Raw genomic sequence first — 16,714 nt, 5'->3', positions numbered from 1 at the left:
TGTCGGACCGATTCTCCCCGGCGTAGTTTTCGGCTATATCCCGCGGTCGGAGGGGCCGTGAGGTGGGGGAGGAGGCCGACGATGGTTGGCGGAATTATCGTAGTTGCCGTTGTGATCGCTCTGGTTATCGTGACGGTTGTCGCCACCCGGGGCGAGCGCGATCGCCGCCGTGGAAGTCGCAGCCGGAGTTGGGGATACGGCTCGGCGGGAGGCGACTGGGGCGGCGGTTCGAGCGACGGCGGCGGATGGTCCGACGGGGGCGGCGGCCACGGCCACGGTCATGGGTGCGGCGGTGGGCACAGCGGTTGCGGCGGCGGTAGCGGCTGTGGCGGCGGTGGTTGCGGCGGCGGTGGCGGCAATTAGCCGACCGCCGCGACGCCGGCCCGAGCGGCGGTCAGCCCGCCCGTAGCGCCGTCTCGATGGAGTGGACCCGCTCCGATGGGATGCCCCACGGATGGTCCACTCCCACAACGGTATCCAGGTCCCACAGCACGCATTTCTCGCCCGGTCGCGCCACGAACGACCACGCGACCACCGTGCGCCCCAACTGCTCCGCCATCGGGTCACCCGAACCCGTGCCCTCGCCGTCGGGGAAGTGATGCAGAAACCGGCCGTACGCACTGTCGCACAACCGCGCATACCGCTTGGTGCACAGGATGAGCCCGTGCCAAGCCTCGTCCACCGCATGCGAGGGCATACCGATCACCCGATCGTCACGCATCGCCGCTCCACAACAGCGCAACCATTGCCGCAGACCGGTTTCCACCAGCTCGCGCGGCTGCCACGGACAGGTCTTGAACACCGCCTCGGGAAGTTCCAGCGCATCCACGGCGCGATTGACCTGCTCGAGCCGAGGCGGCCGGGAACGGTGCAGCAGCATGGTTTCACGCTACGTCGGCACCGGCGCGGTTCGCGAGCGATATTCGCCGGTCCCTGCCGCGCGGTTCACTGCACGTCGACCGCGGTCTCCTCAGTGTGTCCCCTGTCGCCGCGGGTGGAGCGGAGGCTGGTGAAGGTGACCGTCGCGAGCACCACCACGATCACCAGTAGCGAGGCGGCCGTGGGGATCTGGGGAACACCGCTCCAGATGCCGTGCGCCCAGTGCAGGACCAGCTTCACGCCGATGAAGGCGAGGATGGCGGCCAGGCCGTAGGCCAGGTGCACCAGGCGGGAGAGCGCGGCGTGCAGGACGAAATACAGTGCGCGCAAACCGAGTAGCGCGAAGGCGTTGGTGGCGAACACCAGGAACGGGTCGCCGGTGACGCCGTACACCGCGGGCACCGAGTCGACGGCGAAGACGATATCGGTGGCCATGACCGCGCCGACCACCAGCGCCAGCGGGGTCAGGGCCCGGCGGAACTTACCGGGCTGGGCGGGATCCGCCTCGCGGACCACCATCTTGGTGCCGCGGTAGTCGTCGGTGACCGGCCAGATGCGGCGCAGCAGGCGCACCGACTTCATGGTGGCGACATCGAGGTCCTGCTCGTGCCCGCCGGCCGCGTCGGCCAGCAGCTTCACCGCGGTCACCAGCAGGATCATGCCGAACAGCAGGAACGCCCAGTCCAGGGTGGCCAGGGCGGCCGCACCGAGCGCGATGAAGATGCCGCGCAGCACCAGCGCGCCCGCGATGCCGTACAGCAGCACCCGCTGCGCCAGCGCCGCCGGGACCGCGAAGGCGGACAGCAGCAGCATGAAGATGAACAGGTTGTCCACCGACAGCGACTTCTCCAGCAGGTAGCCGGTGAAGAACTCCACGGCCGGGGTGCCGCCGTTGTTGAACCACAGGAACACGCCGAAGGCGATCGGCAGGGCGATGTAGAAGACGGTCCAGGCGATGGCCTCGCGCATCGACACCTCGTGCGGGCGGCGGGTGAGCGCGAAATCGAGGATCAGCAGCGCCAGCACCGCGGCGATCGTCCCGCCCCACAGCCAGGGCGTCCCGACGCTGTGGATGGTGGTGGAACTCGCGAGAACGGACAGGGTAGGACTCATGGGACCTCCTCGGGCAGGGTAAACCAGCCGAGGTCTCCTTCACCTGCGTCTTCGAATGCCACAGTCGCAGGCAACCATCCGGGGGACGCGTCGGCGCGGCCCGTACTGACCGGAGTGATTCTCGGGAAGTACTCCCCTCAGGTCAGGAAGGATAGTCGACCCTTACCCGCGAGGTCCACCCCGTGCTGGTGTCAGCGCGGTGTGAGCACCACCACGGCGATCGGCCGCGAGGTCATCGTCTGATACTGGGTGTAGCGGCCCTGGTTCACCTTGTCGACGAGCTGGAAGCGGCGCGCGTACTCCGGATCGTCCGGATAGGTGGCCTGTGCGGTGACCGGAATCCGCTTGGTGCCGATCTGAATGTCACAGTCCGCCTTGGCCTTCACATTGGCCAGCCAGCCCGGCGGCCTGGGCGACCCGCCATTGGACGCGGTAACCAGGTAGTCCTTGCCGTCCTGCGCGTAGGTGAGCGCGTTGGTGCGCTCCTGGCCGGTCTTGCGGCCGACCGTGCGCAGCAGCAGCGTCGGGTTCCCGAACAGCAGCTTGTGGCCGACCAGGCCGTTGCTGTTCTCGTAGATCCACTGATGTGCCTTCAGCACGTTCGCGAACAGACTCGCCATCGTGATCCTCCCTGCGGTCGTGGACTGCCCCAGATTAACGCTTCACGATCCGGTCACGATCTTGTGGATACGTTTCCCGAGCCGGCTCACCCGGGATTACGAAAACTGCACGACGACAAAAGGATTCATCCATGACCACCGCTCTCGCCACGCCGATCAAGCCCCGCAACCCGGTGCTGGTGTGGCTGGTCTGGCCGCTCATCACCCTCGGCATCTACTTCTTCGTCTGGTACTACAAGATCCACAAGGAGATGGCCGAACTCCGCCGCGACCCCGAGGCCCCGGTCGCGGGCCCCCTCCTGGTCATGCTCTTCCTCTCCTGGACCGGCATCGCCGCCATCATCAGCTTCTGGCGCACCGGCACCCGAATCCGCCAATCCCAGGAAGCCGCCGGCCTCGACGGCACCTGCAACCCCCTCCTCGGCTTCGTCCTGAACCTGATCCTCGGCCTCGGCATCCTCTACTACCAGCTCGAACTCAACAAGATCGCCGACCGCTACGCCGCATAGCGAGTCCAACTGGGCATCGACCCTCCCGAGGCGGTAGCATCTCGCGGAGCCCGCAGTGATCTGAAGCGGTCGGGGGCGGTAGCTCAGTCGGTTAGAGCCGTGGACTCATAATCCATTGGTCGCGGGTTCGAGCCCCGCCCGCCCCACAAACCCCCTCTGAGCAGGGGGTTTTGCTCTTTCTGGAGAGGTTTCAATCTAGAACAGCGCTCTTCCACGAATAGATTATGGGAGGCGGAAGAGCCGAGCCAAGAAGACGATCGATGTGTACCTGCTGCACATCGGGCACTTCGCCGATCATCTACTCTCCGAAGCACTTCCGATCGAAGCGCCTGCCATCACTCGCGACCACGTCGGTGGGTACGTCGAGACGTTGCTGCGCGAACGAACCGGCGGACCGGCGAGCCGCTGTCGCCGCGATACGCGCGCAGCCAGTACCGGAGTCTCCAACAGTTCTTCAAATCACCACTATCGAATCGATTTGGGGCCAGTTGCGTGCCCGGCATCCGTTGTGATCGACAGGCACAGCTGGCTGTCTAGCCGGATCCTAGGTCTTTTCGCGCGGCCTCGACGAAATTGTCGATAGCGGTATCGTTCACGAATTTATCGATCGCGGCAATGCCGGCGTTGGCAAGGCGAGGCCAGTTCTCATCAGTCGCGATCTGATGGGTGCTGGCGTAGTTGAAGGTCGGAGCCAAGGAGTCCGGGCCTTCCCACAGCGCGCTCATTGCGGCGTTGATTCCATTGAGCTTTTTATTCGTGGAGGAGCTCATGACGATATACAGCATGGCCAAGCTGTGCTGATATGGCACAAGCGAATCTTGCACTTTCGTCTCGACGCCTTGGAGCGTGTCGTTGTTCGCAGGGCGTCCCAGGACCCCTCTGAGCTCGCCTAATTTCAGTCCGAGGTCCATATAGGCGGTGCCGAAGTCCGTATAAGCGCGTAATCGGTCCGCCCTTATCGTCTGCTCACGTGCGAGCCTTTCTTGCCGGTCTATCTGGGTGCTGCTCACGTGCATGGAGGACCATGCAGAAACTCCGGACGACAACAGGGCTGCCACAGCGGCCAGGACTGCGACCGTCAACGCGTTACGTCCGTTGCGTGAGGCGACTTGGAGCTCCTGCTGGAGTGTGCGTGAAGGTGAGTTCGGCGGTTCAGGCACCTGTTGGGAGACAGTGTGGTCTGAGGGGTGAGGTCGAGATTCTTCGGTCGCCATGATGCCTCGATCCGGGAGCGCGGGGGGCTTGGGAGAAGTTGCATGAGTCACCAGGCGTGCGACCGCACCTGTTCGAGAGCGGCGCGGTACTTCGAGTTGCACTGGTTCGTTGGCAGTATGTCCAGTGTCGGCCGGTCCGCTGGTTCTGCTCGGTTCCCACGCCGGAACTTTGCTGGGCCATCCCATGAGGTTGGCGCCGCCGGCCGAATCGGCAGCTCGTCGGTCTCGCGCACGAGCCAGCGCATGAATGCGACCACGTGTGCGTTCAGATTCGAGTCGGCGTCGAGCACGGCGGGGTCGACCGACGGTCACCAGGTGGGCTTGATTCTGGAAGAGGCCGCATCACCGCGAGACCTTCGCCCGAGAGCGAAGCCTCCACCCGAAGAGCTGACCCCGGAAATATCGCCCAAGAAAGTTGGGGCCACAGGGGTTTTTTGAAGTGGGCGAATTTCATAGTTGGTGAAAGTTATGTTCTGTCGACCCCGAACGAAGGGGTGGAAAAGGAGTCCACCAATGCACGCCGAAACTCGATCTATCCGCCGCATCGGTTGGGGCGCAACCACTTTGGCGCTGACAGCGACCATCGCCGCGTTGTCCGCGCCCACAGCCTCCGCCATCGGGCCGGTCCAGGTCTACCAATGCACGTCGGACCCGACGTCCTCGTCGTACCCGGGACCGCCTTGCGTCATACCGCCGTCGTATGTCGTCGGCCAGACCTACATGCTCGACTCGCCGATCACGCCCAACGTCAACGGGGACAACGCCTTCGTGTCCTTCTACGACAACGGACAATGTGTCGCGGGCGCTATCGCGCCGTCGGACACCGACCCCGGCCACCTCTTCGCGGATGTCCTCTGGGTTCCGACCACCGCCGGAACCCACAAGATCACCGTGAACCAACGAGGTTCCTCGTCCATCACGGTGACCGTGGTCGCCGCGCCGCCGGGGTCCGGCACCCCGCAACCGCCGACACAGTCCAGTTGCCATGACAGCAGCGGATCCGGCAGCTCGAATCTCCTCAGCTCCGGTAGCGCCGGATTCTGATACGGGGCGTGAGGTCCAGATCTGCGAAAAGTCACCCCCAAGCCTGCCCGGCCGCCCTGCGGCTGGGGCCACCTTTGGAAGCAGCCTGCACCTGGTGACACGTTCGTTGACGGCGGGCCCGCTGTAGGTTCATCGGCGGCGATGAAATCTGCTGTGGCGCACGGGTATAGGGCTACCATTCCCGCTGATTGAGCGAGCGACCCACCGGACCGGGGCAGTGCGATGAACGAGCGTGTCGGCCTGCCCTCGATACAGGTCCGGTGGTCGAACACCGAATCGACCTCATCGCAACTGTATCCCGGGCTGACCCACCGCAGCCCGTGATCCTCGCTGGCCGCCGCGGGCGGGCTCACCGACGCCCTGCTCCCGGCAGACCCGCCAGCGGGCCCGCCCGGGAAGTGAGAAACCCTGCGCGACAACAGGACATGCCCACCGCCGCCGTGGCCCGACTGCCGCCCGGCGGCCATGATGGCGGGCATGAGCCTGAAGTAGGGGGTGGTGGCGAAACCGATCCGGATCCGGCGCGTCTCGAGGCACGTCGGGGCAGCGGTCAAATACTCTTGGGTTCGACCCTGGAACTGGCTTGGGAAATATCCGTCAAGCGAGAGGCATTGCGGCATGACCATTCCAGCCGATGGCAGAATCGAACTTTCGGACATGATCCGTTATCTCAAGTCCGAGCTGACCGCGGCCCAAGCGGGCTCGGGTGACGGATCCAAGTTGACGCTCGACGAATGCGCCATCGAGCTGAACATCGCCGTGAAAGACGAAGGCGAGGCGGGCATCAAGGCGTATGTCGTCGCCATCGGCGGCGGGATCTCCTCGGCGCAGACGCATAGGGTCAGCGCGAAATTCAAGCCCGCCGCCGCAGGCGATCCGAAGGGGTACGTCTTCGAGACCGGCAGCGGTGCATAGCCGTCCCAGGGGACCGTCGGCCCGGTGAAGTCCAAGGAAACCTGACATTTCCCTACGATTCACGGTCTCCCGGCGGTCACTGGGGTAGCGAGAACTCGGGAGTCGCTCACTCCTCCTCGCCGCAGCCGTACCGGGTGGTCGATGGTCGTTGGTCACACATTGTCGGCGCGTGTCGGCGAGCCGGCTCGCTGCCGGATTTCACGGGAGGCGCGGCATGACATCGACGTATATGGGGAAGCCGTATTATCCAGCGTGGCTGGACAACCTGGCCGACGACGTAACCGGGGAAGGCGCCGCGTGGGACGGCGTCATCGAAGGCGCAGAGGCCGTCCATGAAGTCGTGGTCGCCGCCCGCGAAATATACGAGTTCCAAGACTTTCACTACGCCGGCCCGTGTGGCGAGAACAGTTTCCTCGAGGACTACACCTCATCTGTACGCGGCGTACCGATTCATGTCATCGTTCTGGTCACCTTCAACGCCGCCGGAAAGGCCCAGCGTCTCGTGGTGAACCACCGTCCACGCAGCTCATTGCTGCTGTTGTCCCGCGTGATGCTCGAGAGGTTCGCCGGCACACCCCTTGCCAAGCACTGGGAAAACACACCGTGAGGAGCGGGTATGAATGCGCCCTTGTACCTGATCACCGGGGCGGGTGGTGGCACCGGTGGCGTGAGCCGGCAGGTGATCGAGCAATTGCGGGAACGCGGGGATCGCGTTCGCGCATTGGTGCACCGCGACGACGCTCGAGCTGAGCCGTTACGCGCACTCGGCGCTGATGTCGTGGTCGGAGATTTGACCGATCCACGAGATGTCGTGGATGCGATGGCCGGTGCCGATCGCATGTTCTTTTCGATGGGTGTCTCTCCGGACTACCTGCAGGCAACGGTAGTCGTCTGCGATGCCGCGTTGGAGTACGGCCGTCTCGAGGTGGTCGTGAACATGTCCCAGATGACTGTTTCTCAAATGACGCTGACCAGTGTGGGGGAGTCTCGTCAACATCGACTGCATTACCTCGCCGAGCATGTCTTGAACTGGTCGGGTGTCCCGGTCGTGCACATCAGGCCGACGGTGTTTCTGGACAATCCGATATTCACCGGACTCGCGGCACCGTCGCTGCGAGAGCGAAACCTGTTGGCCCTGCCTTTCGGAACGGGTCGTACATCACCGATAGCTACCAGCGACGTGGCCCGCACGATTACGGCAGTGCTCGTGGATCCCACCCACCGCATCGGCGACGTCTACGAATTGACCGGCCCGGCGCGTTTGGACATCGATGGCCTGGCCGCCGAGTACACCCTGGGACTTCACCGGCAGATTCGCGGTACCGACATTCCCCATGAAACCTGGGTCCGGGAGGTCCTCGAACCCCGAGGTCTGCCCGCGCACGTCGAGCAGCATTTGACCACACTGGCACTGCTACACCGCGCCGGACGCTACGACCGAGCCACCGACGACGTCGAGAAGATCACGGGACAGCCGCCATCCACGGTTGGGCAGTACATAGCCGAACACACGGAACTGTTCTCATGAAGGACGCCAGGTACCGTGCGGTCGATCCGATGTCTGGGTGAATCTCAGGGTCGGATGTGAGTCCGGAGTCGTAGGGGGACAGCGACCGTAGGACGACTTGTTTCGCGACCCGTGAGTGATGTGGAAGCCAGCTCGGATCGGTGACGATCGAGGGGTAAGCACATCGATGAAGGGATGTCCGTGTCCATCAATGAGTTTGATAACCGTGGAAGCACCGGCACAAACAGCATGATCATCAGCACGATGAACGATCTGCCGGGCTATGAGGTGGTCGAGGTGCTCGGTGATGTCGTCGGCCTGACGGTACGCAGTCGGCACCTGGGGTCGCAGATTGGAGCCGGCATCAAGTCGATGTTCGGTGGCGAGCTCAAAGGCATGACGAAGATGCTCTACGACAGCCGGATCGAAGCCAGGGACAGGCTGATCGACAGCGCTCAGCAACGCGGTGCACACGCCGTTCTCGCAATGCGCTTCGACGCCAATGACTTCGGCGACGGCGGCCAGGAGATTTGCGCGTACGGCACCGCGGTCAAAATCCGGAAGCGATAACCGGCCATCTCCAACGGCGGGTTCGTCAACCGTTCGGACCGCACCGACTTCGACGAGCCCGACGAAAAGGACGTCGACCGCTTCACCGAAGTGGTGGGCTTCGACCGGTACGCGATGTACGTCTTCGACTACGGCGCCCCGACCGGATTCCGGCTCGCCGTCAAACATCCCGACCGCATCACCGCCATCGTCTCCCAGAACGGCAACGCCTACGCTGAAGGGTTGAGCGAGGGCTGGAACCCGATCCGCGCCTATTGGGAGGACCCCTCGGACGCCAATCGCCAAGCGCTGCGGCAGTTCCTCGCACCGGAAACCACCCGCTGGCAGTACACCCACGGCGTATCCGACGATGCCCTGGTTTCCCCCGACGGCATCGCCCTCGACAACCACTACCTGGCCCGCCCCGGCGCCGACGACGTGCAACTGGACCTGTTCCTCGACTACAGCGACAACGTTGCCCGCTACCCCGAATTCCAGTCCTACTTCCGTACCTACACGCCCCGACTCCTCGCAGTGTGGGGCAAGAACGATCCCTTCTTCCTCCCTGCCGGCGCCGAGGCTTTCCGACGCGATCTCCCCGAGGCCCAGATTCACTTCTACGACACCGGCCACTTCGCCCTCGAAACCCACGCGCACGACATAGCCCAAGCCATCCGGTCGTTCCTCTCCGTTTGAGCGGTGGCGGTCACTGGCGCCCGAGTATCGAATCCTCGAGACCCGCCACCTCGCCGAGGATCTCGTGCTGGGCTATCGGTCATTACCAGGTCTCGCGACTGTGAAACATCGCCCCTACCACGGCGGGGGTTGGGTCAGCTGTTGAGGAAGGCGAGCAGATCGGTTTCCGGCGCGGTGCGGTATGCGCCGAAAATGCCGTGGGGCGCACCGGGATACACGCGCAGTTCGGAAACGTCTCTACAACAAAGAGGTTCGCTCGTGGAACCCGAGCAATCCGCCCGCCGACTACCTGTCCATGCTGCACCGCTTCGACACCGACCACGACATCCGCACCGCCGCCGTCATTCTCACCTTCCTACTGGTCATTGCCACGACCGCCCGCATGATCGGCGCACCGAGGCGCCCACCCGCCCCTGCCTTGGATCGCACGCACTGACAACCCCCTCGGGGATGAGTAGGACTGGAGGAGAAGGGAATTGGAACGACGAGTCGTGTTGCGAGCGCTGATGGCTGCCGGCGGTGCCGCCACGTTCGCAACCACCTCGCCCAGGATCGGCGCACCAGAAGCGAAGGCGGACGGACAAGGCCCAGCCGGGCCTCTCCGCGTCCATATCGTCATGTTCGACGGTGTCGAAGAACAGGATTTCATCGGACCCTTCGAGGTGTTCTCGCTGGCCGCCATGCTCGCCGAGCGCGGCGTGGACCTGCGGTACGTGACTACCGGTCAACCCGGAACGATCCGCGCTTCCTACGGCACTGTCGTGCAAGTCACCGAACCGTGGGCGCCCCAGAACGCCGATGTGCTCGTCGTACCCGGCGGCGGCTACACGCACCGCGACGCGCCGGGCGTCTGGGCCGAGATCAATCGTGGCGTCCTACCCGAAGCTCTGGCAGCCGCGCCCCGCGCCGGACTGACGATCAGCTCATTGTGTACCGGCGCAATGCTTTTGGGCGCAGCCGGGCTGATCAACGGCCGCCCCTGTACGACCCATCACGGTGCTTTCGACACACTGAAACAACAAGGTGGCGTCCTTACGAAGGCACGCGTCGTCGACGACGGCGATCTGGTGACAGCGGGCGGCATAACCTCGGGGATCGACCTGGCCCTCTGGCTGGTGCGCCGCGAGCTTGGCGCCGAAACCGCGACCCGCGTCGAGGAGATCCTGGAATACGAGGCACGCGGGCCGATCTGGACCCGATGACCCAATCTCGATCCACCCGTTGACCCCTCCCTGTCCTGGTGGGGGTTCAATTCGGATTCGGAAAGACGAGACGCGAAATCCTTGACACGACAATGGATTTCGCGTCTAGGTGTGTTCAGGCAATGCGAACGGCATTGATGCGTATTTGTCAAATGCTCTGATTGAACGGTGGTTGTGAAAACTGCTGGTAGAGAACAAGCTTCGGCAGAATCTCGTGGAACCCGGCAGTCGCCCGCTGACATGGGGCGACTAGTCACACCCGTAAGAACTATCGAGGCTAGGATGCTTGCGAGGGTAAGTGAGTCGACCACGTGAGGCGGCGAGCATATGGTGACCCAGGATAACGAACACCGATCCCTGTACCTGTCTTATCTCGGGTACTGTAATGAGCACGATTTTGAGAGTATGGCGTCGTTTTATACGCCGACCATCAAAGTCGATGACATCCCTATGGATCCAGCCGCTGTTACGGCGCAATTCTCGCCTCTTGTCTCCGGATTTCCTGATTGGCATTGGGAGATGCGCCACCTCGTCGTTGACGGCGACTATATTGCGGTGCACTTCACAGTAACCGGTACCCATCGGGGGACATTCCGGGGAATTGAGGCGTCCGGTCGTCGGGTGGCTATTTCGGAGTTCACTCTTTATCACCTCGAAGACGGCAAATTCGCCGAGGTCTGGGACTACACCGACATGGACGCGTTGATGAGGCAGATCGGGCAGGGCGAGGCACCGCTGACGGCCCCCGCCGACGAAGCCGGTACCGCGGATAGCTGACTTCGCTCCCGTCCGTGTGGTTTGACTCCACCTCCTGGAAGGCAGGCCGATGACCCCCACCACACCCTCGTTCTTCGAGGCACAACTTCCCGCCCTCTCGAGCAGCGGAAGAGACGCACCGGCGTTCTGGATGCTCGATCTGCTGTGGATTCCGCTGCTGGAGGCCCATCAAACCGGGGGCATGTTTTCGGTCACCGAGCAGTGGATGCCGAAAGACTCCGGCGCACATACCAAGCACGTGCACAATGTCGACGAGTGGTTTTACGTCCTCGACGGCACCGTCGACTTCGAACTCGAGGGCGAGACGTCGTCGGGGCAAGATGGCGACTCGCTGTGGATTCCTCGGGGCACCGTGCACAGCTTCAATGTCACGAGCGATGTCTGCCGCGTGCTCAACGGCTATACCCCGGCCGGTTTCGAGCAAGTGATCAAGGGGCTCGCGAGACCGGCGCCGAAGCGTGAGCTCCCCCCGAGAACTGAAGAGCCGGCGCCAGAAGACATCGCGGCTGCACAGTTCCTGTTCAGCAACTACTGGACCGCACGAGCCGACGATCCCTGGGCGAAATTCTTCGTCCGTTGATCCCGCGCCCGCATGGATAGCACGCTCGATTGCCGGTGTCCACTGGAGAAAGGGGCTGATGGATCATCATGACCACGAAGTCGTCCGTACAGAGCGTCACCTACGATTTGCTGAGGTCGCTGCGCCTGACAACGATCTTCGGTAATCCGGGTTCGACGGAGGAGACATTTCTCAAGAACTTCCCCGATGATTTCACCTACGTTCTGGGGTTGCAGGAAGCGTCTGTCATCGCCATGGCGGACGGCTTCGCCCAGACCACGCGGCGTCCTGCGTTGGTGAACCTGCATTCTTCGGCGGGGCTGGGCAACAGTATCGGCAACCTGGTCGCGGCCTATCACGGACACACGCCGCTGATCGTCGTGGCCGGTCAGCAGCACCGCGAGTTGTTGATCGGCGACCCGTACCTGAGTAACCGCGACGCGGTGGCGATGCCGAGGCCGTGGGTGAAGTGGTCCTATGAGCCCGCACGCGCCGAGGCCGTGCCCGAAGCGTTCATGCGTGCCTATGCGATGGCAGTGCAGCCGCCTGCCGGACCTGTGTTCTTGTCGATCCCGCTCGACGACTGGAACCAGCCACTGGAAGGGCCCGCGGTACTGCGGGATGTCAGCACGACCTACGCACCCGATCCGGAGCGTCTGCGGCGCTTCGCCGAGCGCATCACGGTGAGTCGGCGGCCGGCTCTGATCCTCGGGCCCGACGTGGACCGGGCCCGAGGGTGGGACGCCGGCGTCGCGCTGGCGGAGAAGTTGCGGGCCTCGGTGTACAGCCCTCCGCTTCCGGATCGTGCCTCCTTCCCCGAGGACCACCCGTTGTTCCAGGGTTCGGTCGGTATGTCGGTCAAGGCCATCGGCGAACGGCTGGCCGGACACGATCTCGTCGTGGTGATCGGGGCCGAGGTCTTCCGCTACTACCCCTACGTACCCGGCGACATCCTGCCCGCCGGAACCGAGTTGCTGCAGATCACCGACGATCCGGGGATTGCCGCGGCCGCCCGTGTCGGGGACAGCCTCCTGGGCGATGCCCGGCTGTCGATCGAGCTCCTCACCGAACTGGTGGGCGACGGCGCCGGCCGTGAGGTGCCCAAGCCCATGCCGCGCGACCGGAGGCTGCCGGAAACGTCGAACGGGACGCTCACGCCTGCCGAGGTCTACGCGGCTCTCAGCGAAGTCCGTCCCGAACACGCCGTCTTCGTCAACGAGTCCACCTCGACCATGACCCAGCACGCCAACTGGCTGCCGGCTGTGGAGCCGGACTCGATGTTCGCCACGGCCAGTGGTGGTATCGGCTGGGCCGCACCGGCTGCGGTAGGTGTCGCACTGGGTGACCGCGACCGTGGTGTCACGCGCCCGGTGATCGGTCTGATCGGGGACGGCTCGTTCCAGTACTCGGTCCAATCGCTGTGGACCGCAGTACAACACAATGTGCCGATCGTGTACGTCGTGATGCGCAACCACGAGTACTCCATCCTCAAATCCTTTGCCGCTCTGGAACAGACACCGGGTGTCCCCGGACTCGACCTCCCGGGTCTCGATATCGCCTCCGTGGCACGAGGATTGGGCTGCCATTCCGTCGACGTCACCTCCGCCGCAGACCTCGAAAAGGAGTTCCGGCTCGCGCTCGAATCCAGCACCACCACGGTCATCGTGGTGACCACCCAACCCGAGAAGGCCGCACTCTGAGCGATCATGGAAGTGCGGCGTAGCGCGCAGCGGCTACGCGGCCAGGGACACCGACAACTCGGCATCGAGAGCGGCGGCAACTCGCTCGAGGGTTGTCAACGTCGGCACCACATTGGTCGGAGCAGGCCCATGATCAGAGGAGCCGCAGGTCGGGGACCTGCGGCTCCTTTGTGGTTTGGGTCTATTTGGTGGCCGGTGGGGTGAAGGGCTGGTTGATGGTGGTGAAGTATTGGGCGGCCGCGAGGATGGCTACCGGGGCGGTGATGAGGAGTTGGCCGGCTACGGTGCCGAGGGGGGCGATGGCGGCGATGCCGCCGATGCAGCCGACGGCGGCGGCGGGGAGGAAGGGGCCGAAGAGGCCGATGATGGTGGCGGAGGCGGCGGCCGCGCCTGCTGCGCCGCCCAGGAGGCAGCCGACGGCGGCGCCGCCCAGGCCGCCTACCAGGGTGCCGATGGCGGCGCCGGTGACGAGGGTGGTGCCGAGGCGGGCCCAGGCGGCTTGTTCGCGGTCGTATTCGTTCTTCCAGGGGGCCTGGTTCTCGTAGGGGAGGGCAACGGGTTGGTAGGTTGCGTGGTCGAGGTCGAAGCGGGGGGTGAGGACGGCGGTGCGGTTTGTGATATCGGCGGTGATGGGAAAGACGAAATCGTCTACGCGGAAGGACAATTCGGTGCCCGCGAGGGTAGTGCCGTCGGCGGCTTCGATCTTGAAGGTGCCGTGGTCGTTCACCAGGGAGCCGGCGTCGGTCGTGATGGTCAGCGCGCTGTCGGTGCGGACCGCGGTGTAGTCGACTCGGCCGGTGGTGCCGGAGTCGGCAGGCGCGGTATCGGATTCGGCGTGTGCGGTGGCGGGTAGGGCGGTCAGGGCGGTGGCCGTGAGCAGGGCGAGGCCGATGTTCTTGTGCAAGAGAATGACTTTCAATTCGGAGTGGTGAGGATGGGGTCGTGGGTGATGCTGCGTTCGCGGACCAGCCACGTGGCACGGTGCGGAACGAGGTGATCGCGGATATCGGTGCTCAGGTGCAGCCGCGGGGACTGCCCGGGGCCGGCTTCGACGACCAGGGAGTAGAAGCGGGTGCGGATGGTTCCTGTTGCCGCGCCGTCATCTTCGATGGTCAGGTTGCCCAGCCAATGGCGGCGCACGAGGCCCGCGGCGCGGAGTCGCTCCGCGGTGCGGCGTAGCCCGTCGGCGATCTCGGCCCGCCCCGTGTGGATGGCGGCCCGCTGCGGATGGATCAACAGCCCGTCGGGTTCGAACTCGGCCGCCCATTCGTCGACGCGCCCGTCGTCGAGCAGGCGCAGGTGCGCGGCATAGAACTGCTGGAGGTCGACATAGAGCTGGCGGGTGCGGTCAGCGTCGGACATCGGAGCCCCGTTCGGTGGATTCGGCCCATTTCTTCGCGTTCTCGAGGGTGGACAGGGAATTGCGGCCCAGGGCGTTTCGAATGAAGACCGTGGCATCGGCGAGGGTCTTGCCCGTGCCGAGGATCGCGGGGATCGCCTCGGTGATGAGGGCGACGGTGTGCTCGGAGGTCGCGAGCGTCCCCCCGTCGCGCGGTGCGAAACTCCAGCGACCGCGGTGTAGGGAGAGCAGCGCGGGCAGCCGCGTCTGCTTGTAGACGATGTCGCCGGAGTCGAGGACCACGCGCCACGAGGCGGTGGTGTGGACGTCCCCCTCCGGTGTCCGGGTGTCCAGGCTCAGAAACTGGTGTCCGGGTACCGGTTCGGTGAGGGTGACGGCGTCGACGTGGGCGAGTCGCTCCGCCCACAGGTCGGCGCGGTCGATGAATTCCCGGACCCGCGCCGGTTCGGCGTCGATCCACAGCGAGTCCGCGAAGGTGACGGTGGCCTCGGGTCGCCGGGCCAGCGCCTCCGCCGCGGACTTGAGCGATTCGAGTTCCCGGGTCGAGTTGGTGTCGACCGCGGCCTCGATCCATTCCCGGGCCCCCGCGCTGTCGTCGGGAGAGAAGCTGTGCAGCAACAGCACTCGGCTGGTGTCGGCGTCGATCTCCTGCACCACCCATTCCCCGCTCATGGAGGCGACCGGGGGAGCGGAGACCACCTGCCGGAAGGTGATCCGGCGCTGTTCGGGGTCGAAGGTGCGGCGTGAGGTCCAGGTCTTCAGCGACTCGTTCGCGGTGGCCCACAGCCGGATGTGATCGCCGGAGGCGTCGTGCTCGAGGGTCTCAGCGTGGATTGTCGGCGGAAAGATGTCGGGCCAGTTGACGACCGACCGCAACGCGTCGTGCACGGCCTGGGCCGGCGCCGCGATCGTGATGGCGTGTTCGGTGTGATGGAGGCTCATCCGAGCCACCTCCCAATCTGTCGGTGGCTCAGTAGTTGCCCAGTCCGCCGCAGACATTGATGGCCTGCGCGGTGATCGGCGCGGCGGCGGGCGTGGTGAGATAGCCGACCAGTCCCGCGACCTCCAGCGGAGTCGAATACCGTCCCAGCGGGATCTTGGCCTCGAACTTCTCGAGCACGGCGGCCTCGGTGGTGTTCCACACCTCGGCGTAGCCGCGCCGGACCCGTTCGGCCAGTGGGGTTTCGACGTATCCGGGGCAGACGGCGTTGACCGTCACCCCGGTCTTGGCCAGTTCCAGTCCGAGCGCCTTGGTGAATCCGATGACGCCATGCTTCGACGCCGAATAGGGTGCGCCGAGCACCACGCCCTGCTTCCCGCCGGTCGACGCGATATTGATGATGCGGCCGTCCTGGGCGTCGAGAATTCCTCCGTGCGACAACACTTCTCGCGTCACCCGGAAGGTTCCGGTCAGGTTGATGTCGAGCACGTCCTGCCACAGCGAGTCGTCGATGTCCCGGGTGACGCCGCCGCCGTTACGGCCCGCGTTGTTGACCAGCACCGTGACCGGTCCGAACCGCGCGACCGCCGCCGCGACGAAGGCCCGCACGTCGTCGGTCGATCGGACATCGGCGGCGATGCCGTCGATGGTGATGCCTTCGGCGCTCAGCTCCTCGACCGTGCTCTTGACCCTCTCCGCATCGCGGGCGTTGATGAAGACCTGATATCCGGCCAGGCCCAGCGTGCGGGCGATCTCGAGGCCGATTCCACTGGTGGCGCCGGTGACAATGGCGTGCTTGCTCATGCGAGTGCTCCTGAGGATGGATCGGAGGCACCGGCGTCCTGGCCGGCGCCCTCCGCGAGGGTGGTATTGACCAGCTCGAGAAAATCTCGAACGGTCACGGCGTCGACCACCGAACTGTCGAGAAGCTTTATCCCGTAACGGATTTCGATCTGGTTGGACAATTCCAGGACCGCGAGGGAGTCGTATCCCAGGTCCTCGAATGAGCGATCGGTGATGTCTCCGCTCAGGTCGATGGTCTCGTCTTCGCCGGCGACCCGCTGCAGTACCTCGCGCAGCTGATCGGTGGTCACGGCTGGGTTGGCAGACACCATGTGCTTCCCTTCTCG

General features: G+C 64.7%; 21 protein-coding genes and 1 tRNA gene. 13 read left to right on the top strand and 9 right to left on the bottom strand.

Translation table 11 applies throughout. The features are described 5' to 3' along the window. Nucleotides 1–394: 394 nt before the first annotated feature. The 3 genes from ACFXKA_RS14860 to ACFXKA_RS14850 all read right to left on the bottom strand — a co-directional run bounded on the left by ACFXKA_RS14860 (nucleotide 395) and on the right by ACFXKA_RS14850 (nucleotide 2,612). Nucleotides 395–880: a hypothetical protein gene (locus ACFXKA_RS14860; RefSeq protein ID WP_354838022.1), complete on the bottom strand. Its 486-nt coding sequence runs from the start codon at nucleotides 878–880 to the stop codon at nucleotides 395–397. 65 nt (nucleotides 881–945) lie between these two features. After that, a complete protein-coding gene (locus tag ACFXKA_RS14855; protein WP_379427607.1) occupies nucleotides 946–1,992 on the bottom strand; it encodes a TerC/Alx family metal homeostasis membrane protein in 1,047 nt (348 codons plus the stop codon). Nucleotides 1,993–2,183: 191 nt separating this feature from the next. Then, nucleotides 2,184–2,612 (bottom strand): nitroreductase family deazaflavin-dependent oxidoreductase, encoded by a 429-nt coding sequence (locus tag ACFXKA_RS14850; protein ID WP_354838026.1) that lies wholly within the window; start codon nucleotides 2,610–2,612, stop codon nucleotides 2,184–2,186. A gap of 131 nt (nucleotides 2,613–2,743) precedes the next feature. On the opposite strand from ACFXKA_RS14850, the gene ACFXKA_RS14845 reads away from it, so the two are divergent. Beyond that, nucleotides 2,744–3,121, top strand: a complete 378-nt coding sequence (locus ACFXKA_RS14845; RefSeq protein ID WP_354838028.1) for a DUF4234 domain-containing protein — start codon at nucleotides 2,744–2,746, stop codon at nucleotides 3,119–3,121. Nucleotides 3,122–3,193: 72 nt separating this feature from the next. Beyond that, nucleotides 3,194–3,267 (top strand) — tRNA-Ile (locus tag ACFXKA_RS14840). A gap of 387 nt (nucleotides 3,268–3,654) precedes the next feature. On the opposite strand, the gene ACFXKA_RS14835 is transcribed toward ACFXKA_RS14840, so the two are convergent. Further along, on the bottom strand, nucleotides 3,655–4,131 hold the full coding sequence (locus ACFXKA_RS14835; protein WP_379427606.1) for a hypothetical protein: 477 nt from the start codon (nucleotides 4,129–4,131) through the stop codon (nucleotides 3,655–3,657). Nucleotides 4,132–4,848: 717 nt separating this feature from the next. Here ACFXKA_RS14835 and ACFXKA_RS14830 point away from each other — a divergent pair. The 11 genes from ACFXKA_RS14830 (at nucleotide 4,849) to mdlC (ending at nucleotide 13,284) form a co-directional block, all read left to right on the top strand. Next, entirely contained in the window at nucleotides 4,849–5,379 is a 531-nt protein-coding gene (locus ACFXKA_RS14830) for a hypothetical protein (protein WP_379427605.1), read from the top strand. A 618-nt stretch (nucleotides 5,380–5,997) separates the two neighbouring features. Further along, nucleotides 5,998–6,294, top strand: coding sequence for a trypco2 family protein (locus ACFXKA_RS14825; protein ID WP_379427604.1), 297 nt, complete (start codon nucleotides 5,998–6,000; stop codon nucleotides 6,292–6,294). 214 nt (nucleotides 6,295–6,508) lie between these two features. After that, the gene (locus tag ACFXKA_RS14820; RefSeq protein ID WP_379427603.1) at nucleotides 6,509–6,901 is read left to right on the top strand and encodes a hypothetical protein; all 393 of its coding nucleotides are present in this window, start codon (nucleotides 6,509–6,511) and stop codon (nucleotides 6,899–6,901) included. A 9-nt stretch (nucleotides 6,902–6,910) separates the two neighbouring features. Beyond that, the gene (locus ACFXKA_RS14815; protein WP_379427602.1) at nucleotides 6,911–7,822 is read left to right on the top strand and encodes an NAD(P)H-binding protein; all 912 of its coding nucleotides are present in this window, start codon (nucleotides 6,911–6,913) and stop codon (nucleotides 7,820–7,822) included. A 180-nt stretch (nucleotides 7,823–8,002) separates the two neighbouring features. After that, nucleotides 8,003–8,371: a YbjQ family protein gene (locus ACFXKA_RS14810; protein ID WP_379427601.1), complete on the top strand. Its 369-nt coding sequence runs from the start codon at nucleotides 8,003–8,005 to the stop codon at nucleotides 8,369–8,371. 6 nt (nucleotides 8,372–8,377) lie between these two features. After that, complete coding sequence (locus ACFXKA_RS14805; protein WP_379427654.1) at nucleotides 8,378–9,046, top strand: alpha/beta fold hydrolase; 669 nt, start codon at nucleotides 8,378–8,380, stop codon at nucleotides 9,044–9,046. 295 nt (nucleotides 9,047–9,341) lie between these two features. Continuing rightward, nucleotides 9,342–9,482: a hypothetical protein gene (locus ACFXKA_RS14800; RefSeq protein ID WP_379427600.1), complete on the top strand. Its 141-nt coding sequence runs from the start codon at nucleotides 9,342–9,344 to the stop codon at nucleotides 9,480–9,482. A 40-nt stretch (nucleotides 9,483–9,522) separates the two neighbouring features. Beyond that, nucleotides 9,523–10,248, top strand: coding sequence for a DJ-1/PfpI family protein (locus ACFXKA_RS14795; RefSeq protein ID WP_354838050.1), 726 nt, complete (start codon nucleotides 9,523–9,525; stop codon nucleotides 10,246–10,248). A 327-nt stretch (nucleotides 10,249–10,575) separates the two neighbouring features. Next, on the top strand, nucleotides 10,576–11,025 hold the full coding sequence (locus tag ACFXKA_RS14790; protein WP_379427599.1) for an ester cyclase: 450 nt from the start codon (nucleotides 10,576–10,578) through the stop codon (nucleotides 11,023–11,025). 49 nt (nucleotides 11,026–11,074) lie between these two features. After that, nucleotides 11,075–11,605 carry a cupin domain-containing protein gene (locus ACFXKA_RS14785; RefSeq protein WP_354838054.1) on the top strand — a complete coding sequence of 177 codons (531 nt, stop codon included), beginning with the start codon at nucleotides 11,075–11,077 and terminating at the stop codon, nucleotides 11,603–11,605. Between the two features lie 68 nt (nucleotides 11,606–11,673). Then, nucleotides 11,674–13,284 carry a benzoylformate decarboxylase gene (gene mdlC, locus ACFXKA_RS14780; RefSeq protein ID WP_379427598.1) on the top strand — a complete coding sequence of 537 codons (1,611 nt, stop codon included), beginning with the start codon at nucleotides 11,674–11,676 and terminating at the stop codon, nucleotides 13,282–13,284. 181 nt (nucleotides 13,285–13,465) lie between these two features. Here the strand turns inward: mdlC and ACFXKA_RS14775 are convergent, their stop codons facing one another. From ACFXKA_RS14775 to ACFXKA_RS14755, 5 genes are read right to left on the bottom strand one after another with little or no spacing between them, the layout of a single operon-like run. Further along, on the bottom strand, nucleotides 13,466–14,194 hold the full coding sequence (locus ACFXKA_RS14775; RefSeq protein WP_379427653.1) for a hypothetical protein: 729 nt from the start codon (nucleotides 14,192–14,194) through the stop codon (nucleotides 13,466–13,468). A 5-nt stretch (nucleotides 14,195–14,199) separates the two neighbouring features. After that, on the bottom strand, nucleotides 14,200–14,646 hold the full coding sequence (locus ACFXKA_RS14770) for a nuclear transport factor 2 family protein (RefSeq protein WP_379427597.1): 447 nt from the start codon (nucleotides 14,644–14,646) through the stop codon (nucleotides 14,200–14,202). Continuing rightward, entirely contained in the window at nucleotides 14,633–15,586 is a 954-nt protein-coding gene (locus tag ACFXKA_RS14765; protein WP_379427596.1) for an aromatase/cyclase, read from the bottom strand. Before ACFXKA_RS14765 ends, ACFXKA_RS14770 begins: the two co-directional genes overlap by 14 nt. A gap of 28 nt (nucleotides 15,587–15,614) precedes the next feature. After that, nucleotides 15,615–16,388, bottom strand: a complete 774-nt coding sequence (locus ACFXKA_RS14760) for an SDR family NAD(P)-dependent oxidoreductase (RefSeq protein ID WP_354838062.1) — start codon at nucleotides 16,386–16,388, stop codon at nucleotides 15,615–15,617. Next, a complete protein-coding gene (locus tag ACFXKA_RS14755; RefSeq protein WP_379427595.1) occupies nucleotides 16,385–16,678 on the bottom strand; it encodes an acyl carrier protein in 294 nt (97 codons plus the stop codon). The genes ACFXKA_RS14760 and ACFXKA_RS14755 overlap by 4 nt, the downstream gene beginning before the upstream one ends. Nucleotides 16,679–16,714: the final 36 nt, after the last annotated feature.

The organism is Nocardia sp. NPDC059228, from assembly GCF_042754245.1.
Lineage (GTDB): Bacteria > Actinomycetota > Actinomycetes > Mycobacteriales > Mycobacteriaceae > Nocardia.
Note: the sequence above shows the minus strand (reverse complement) of the source record. Positions and strands in the feature narration are given on the sequence as shown.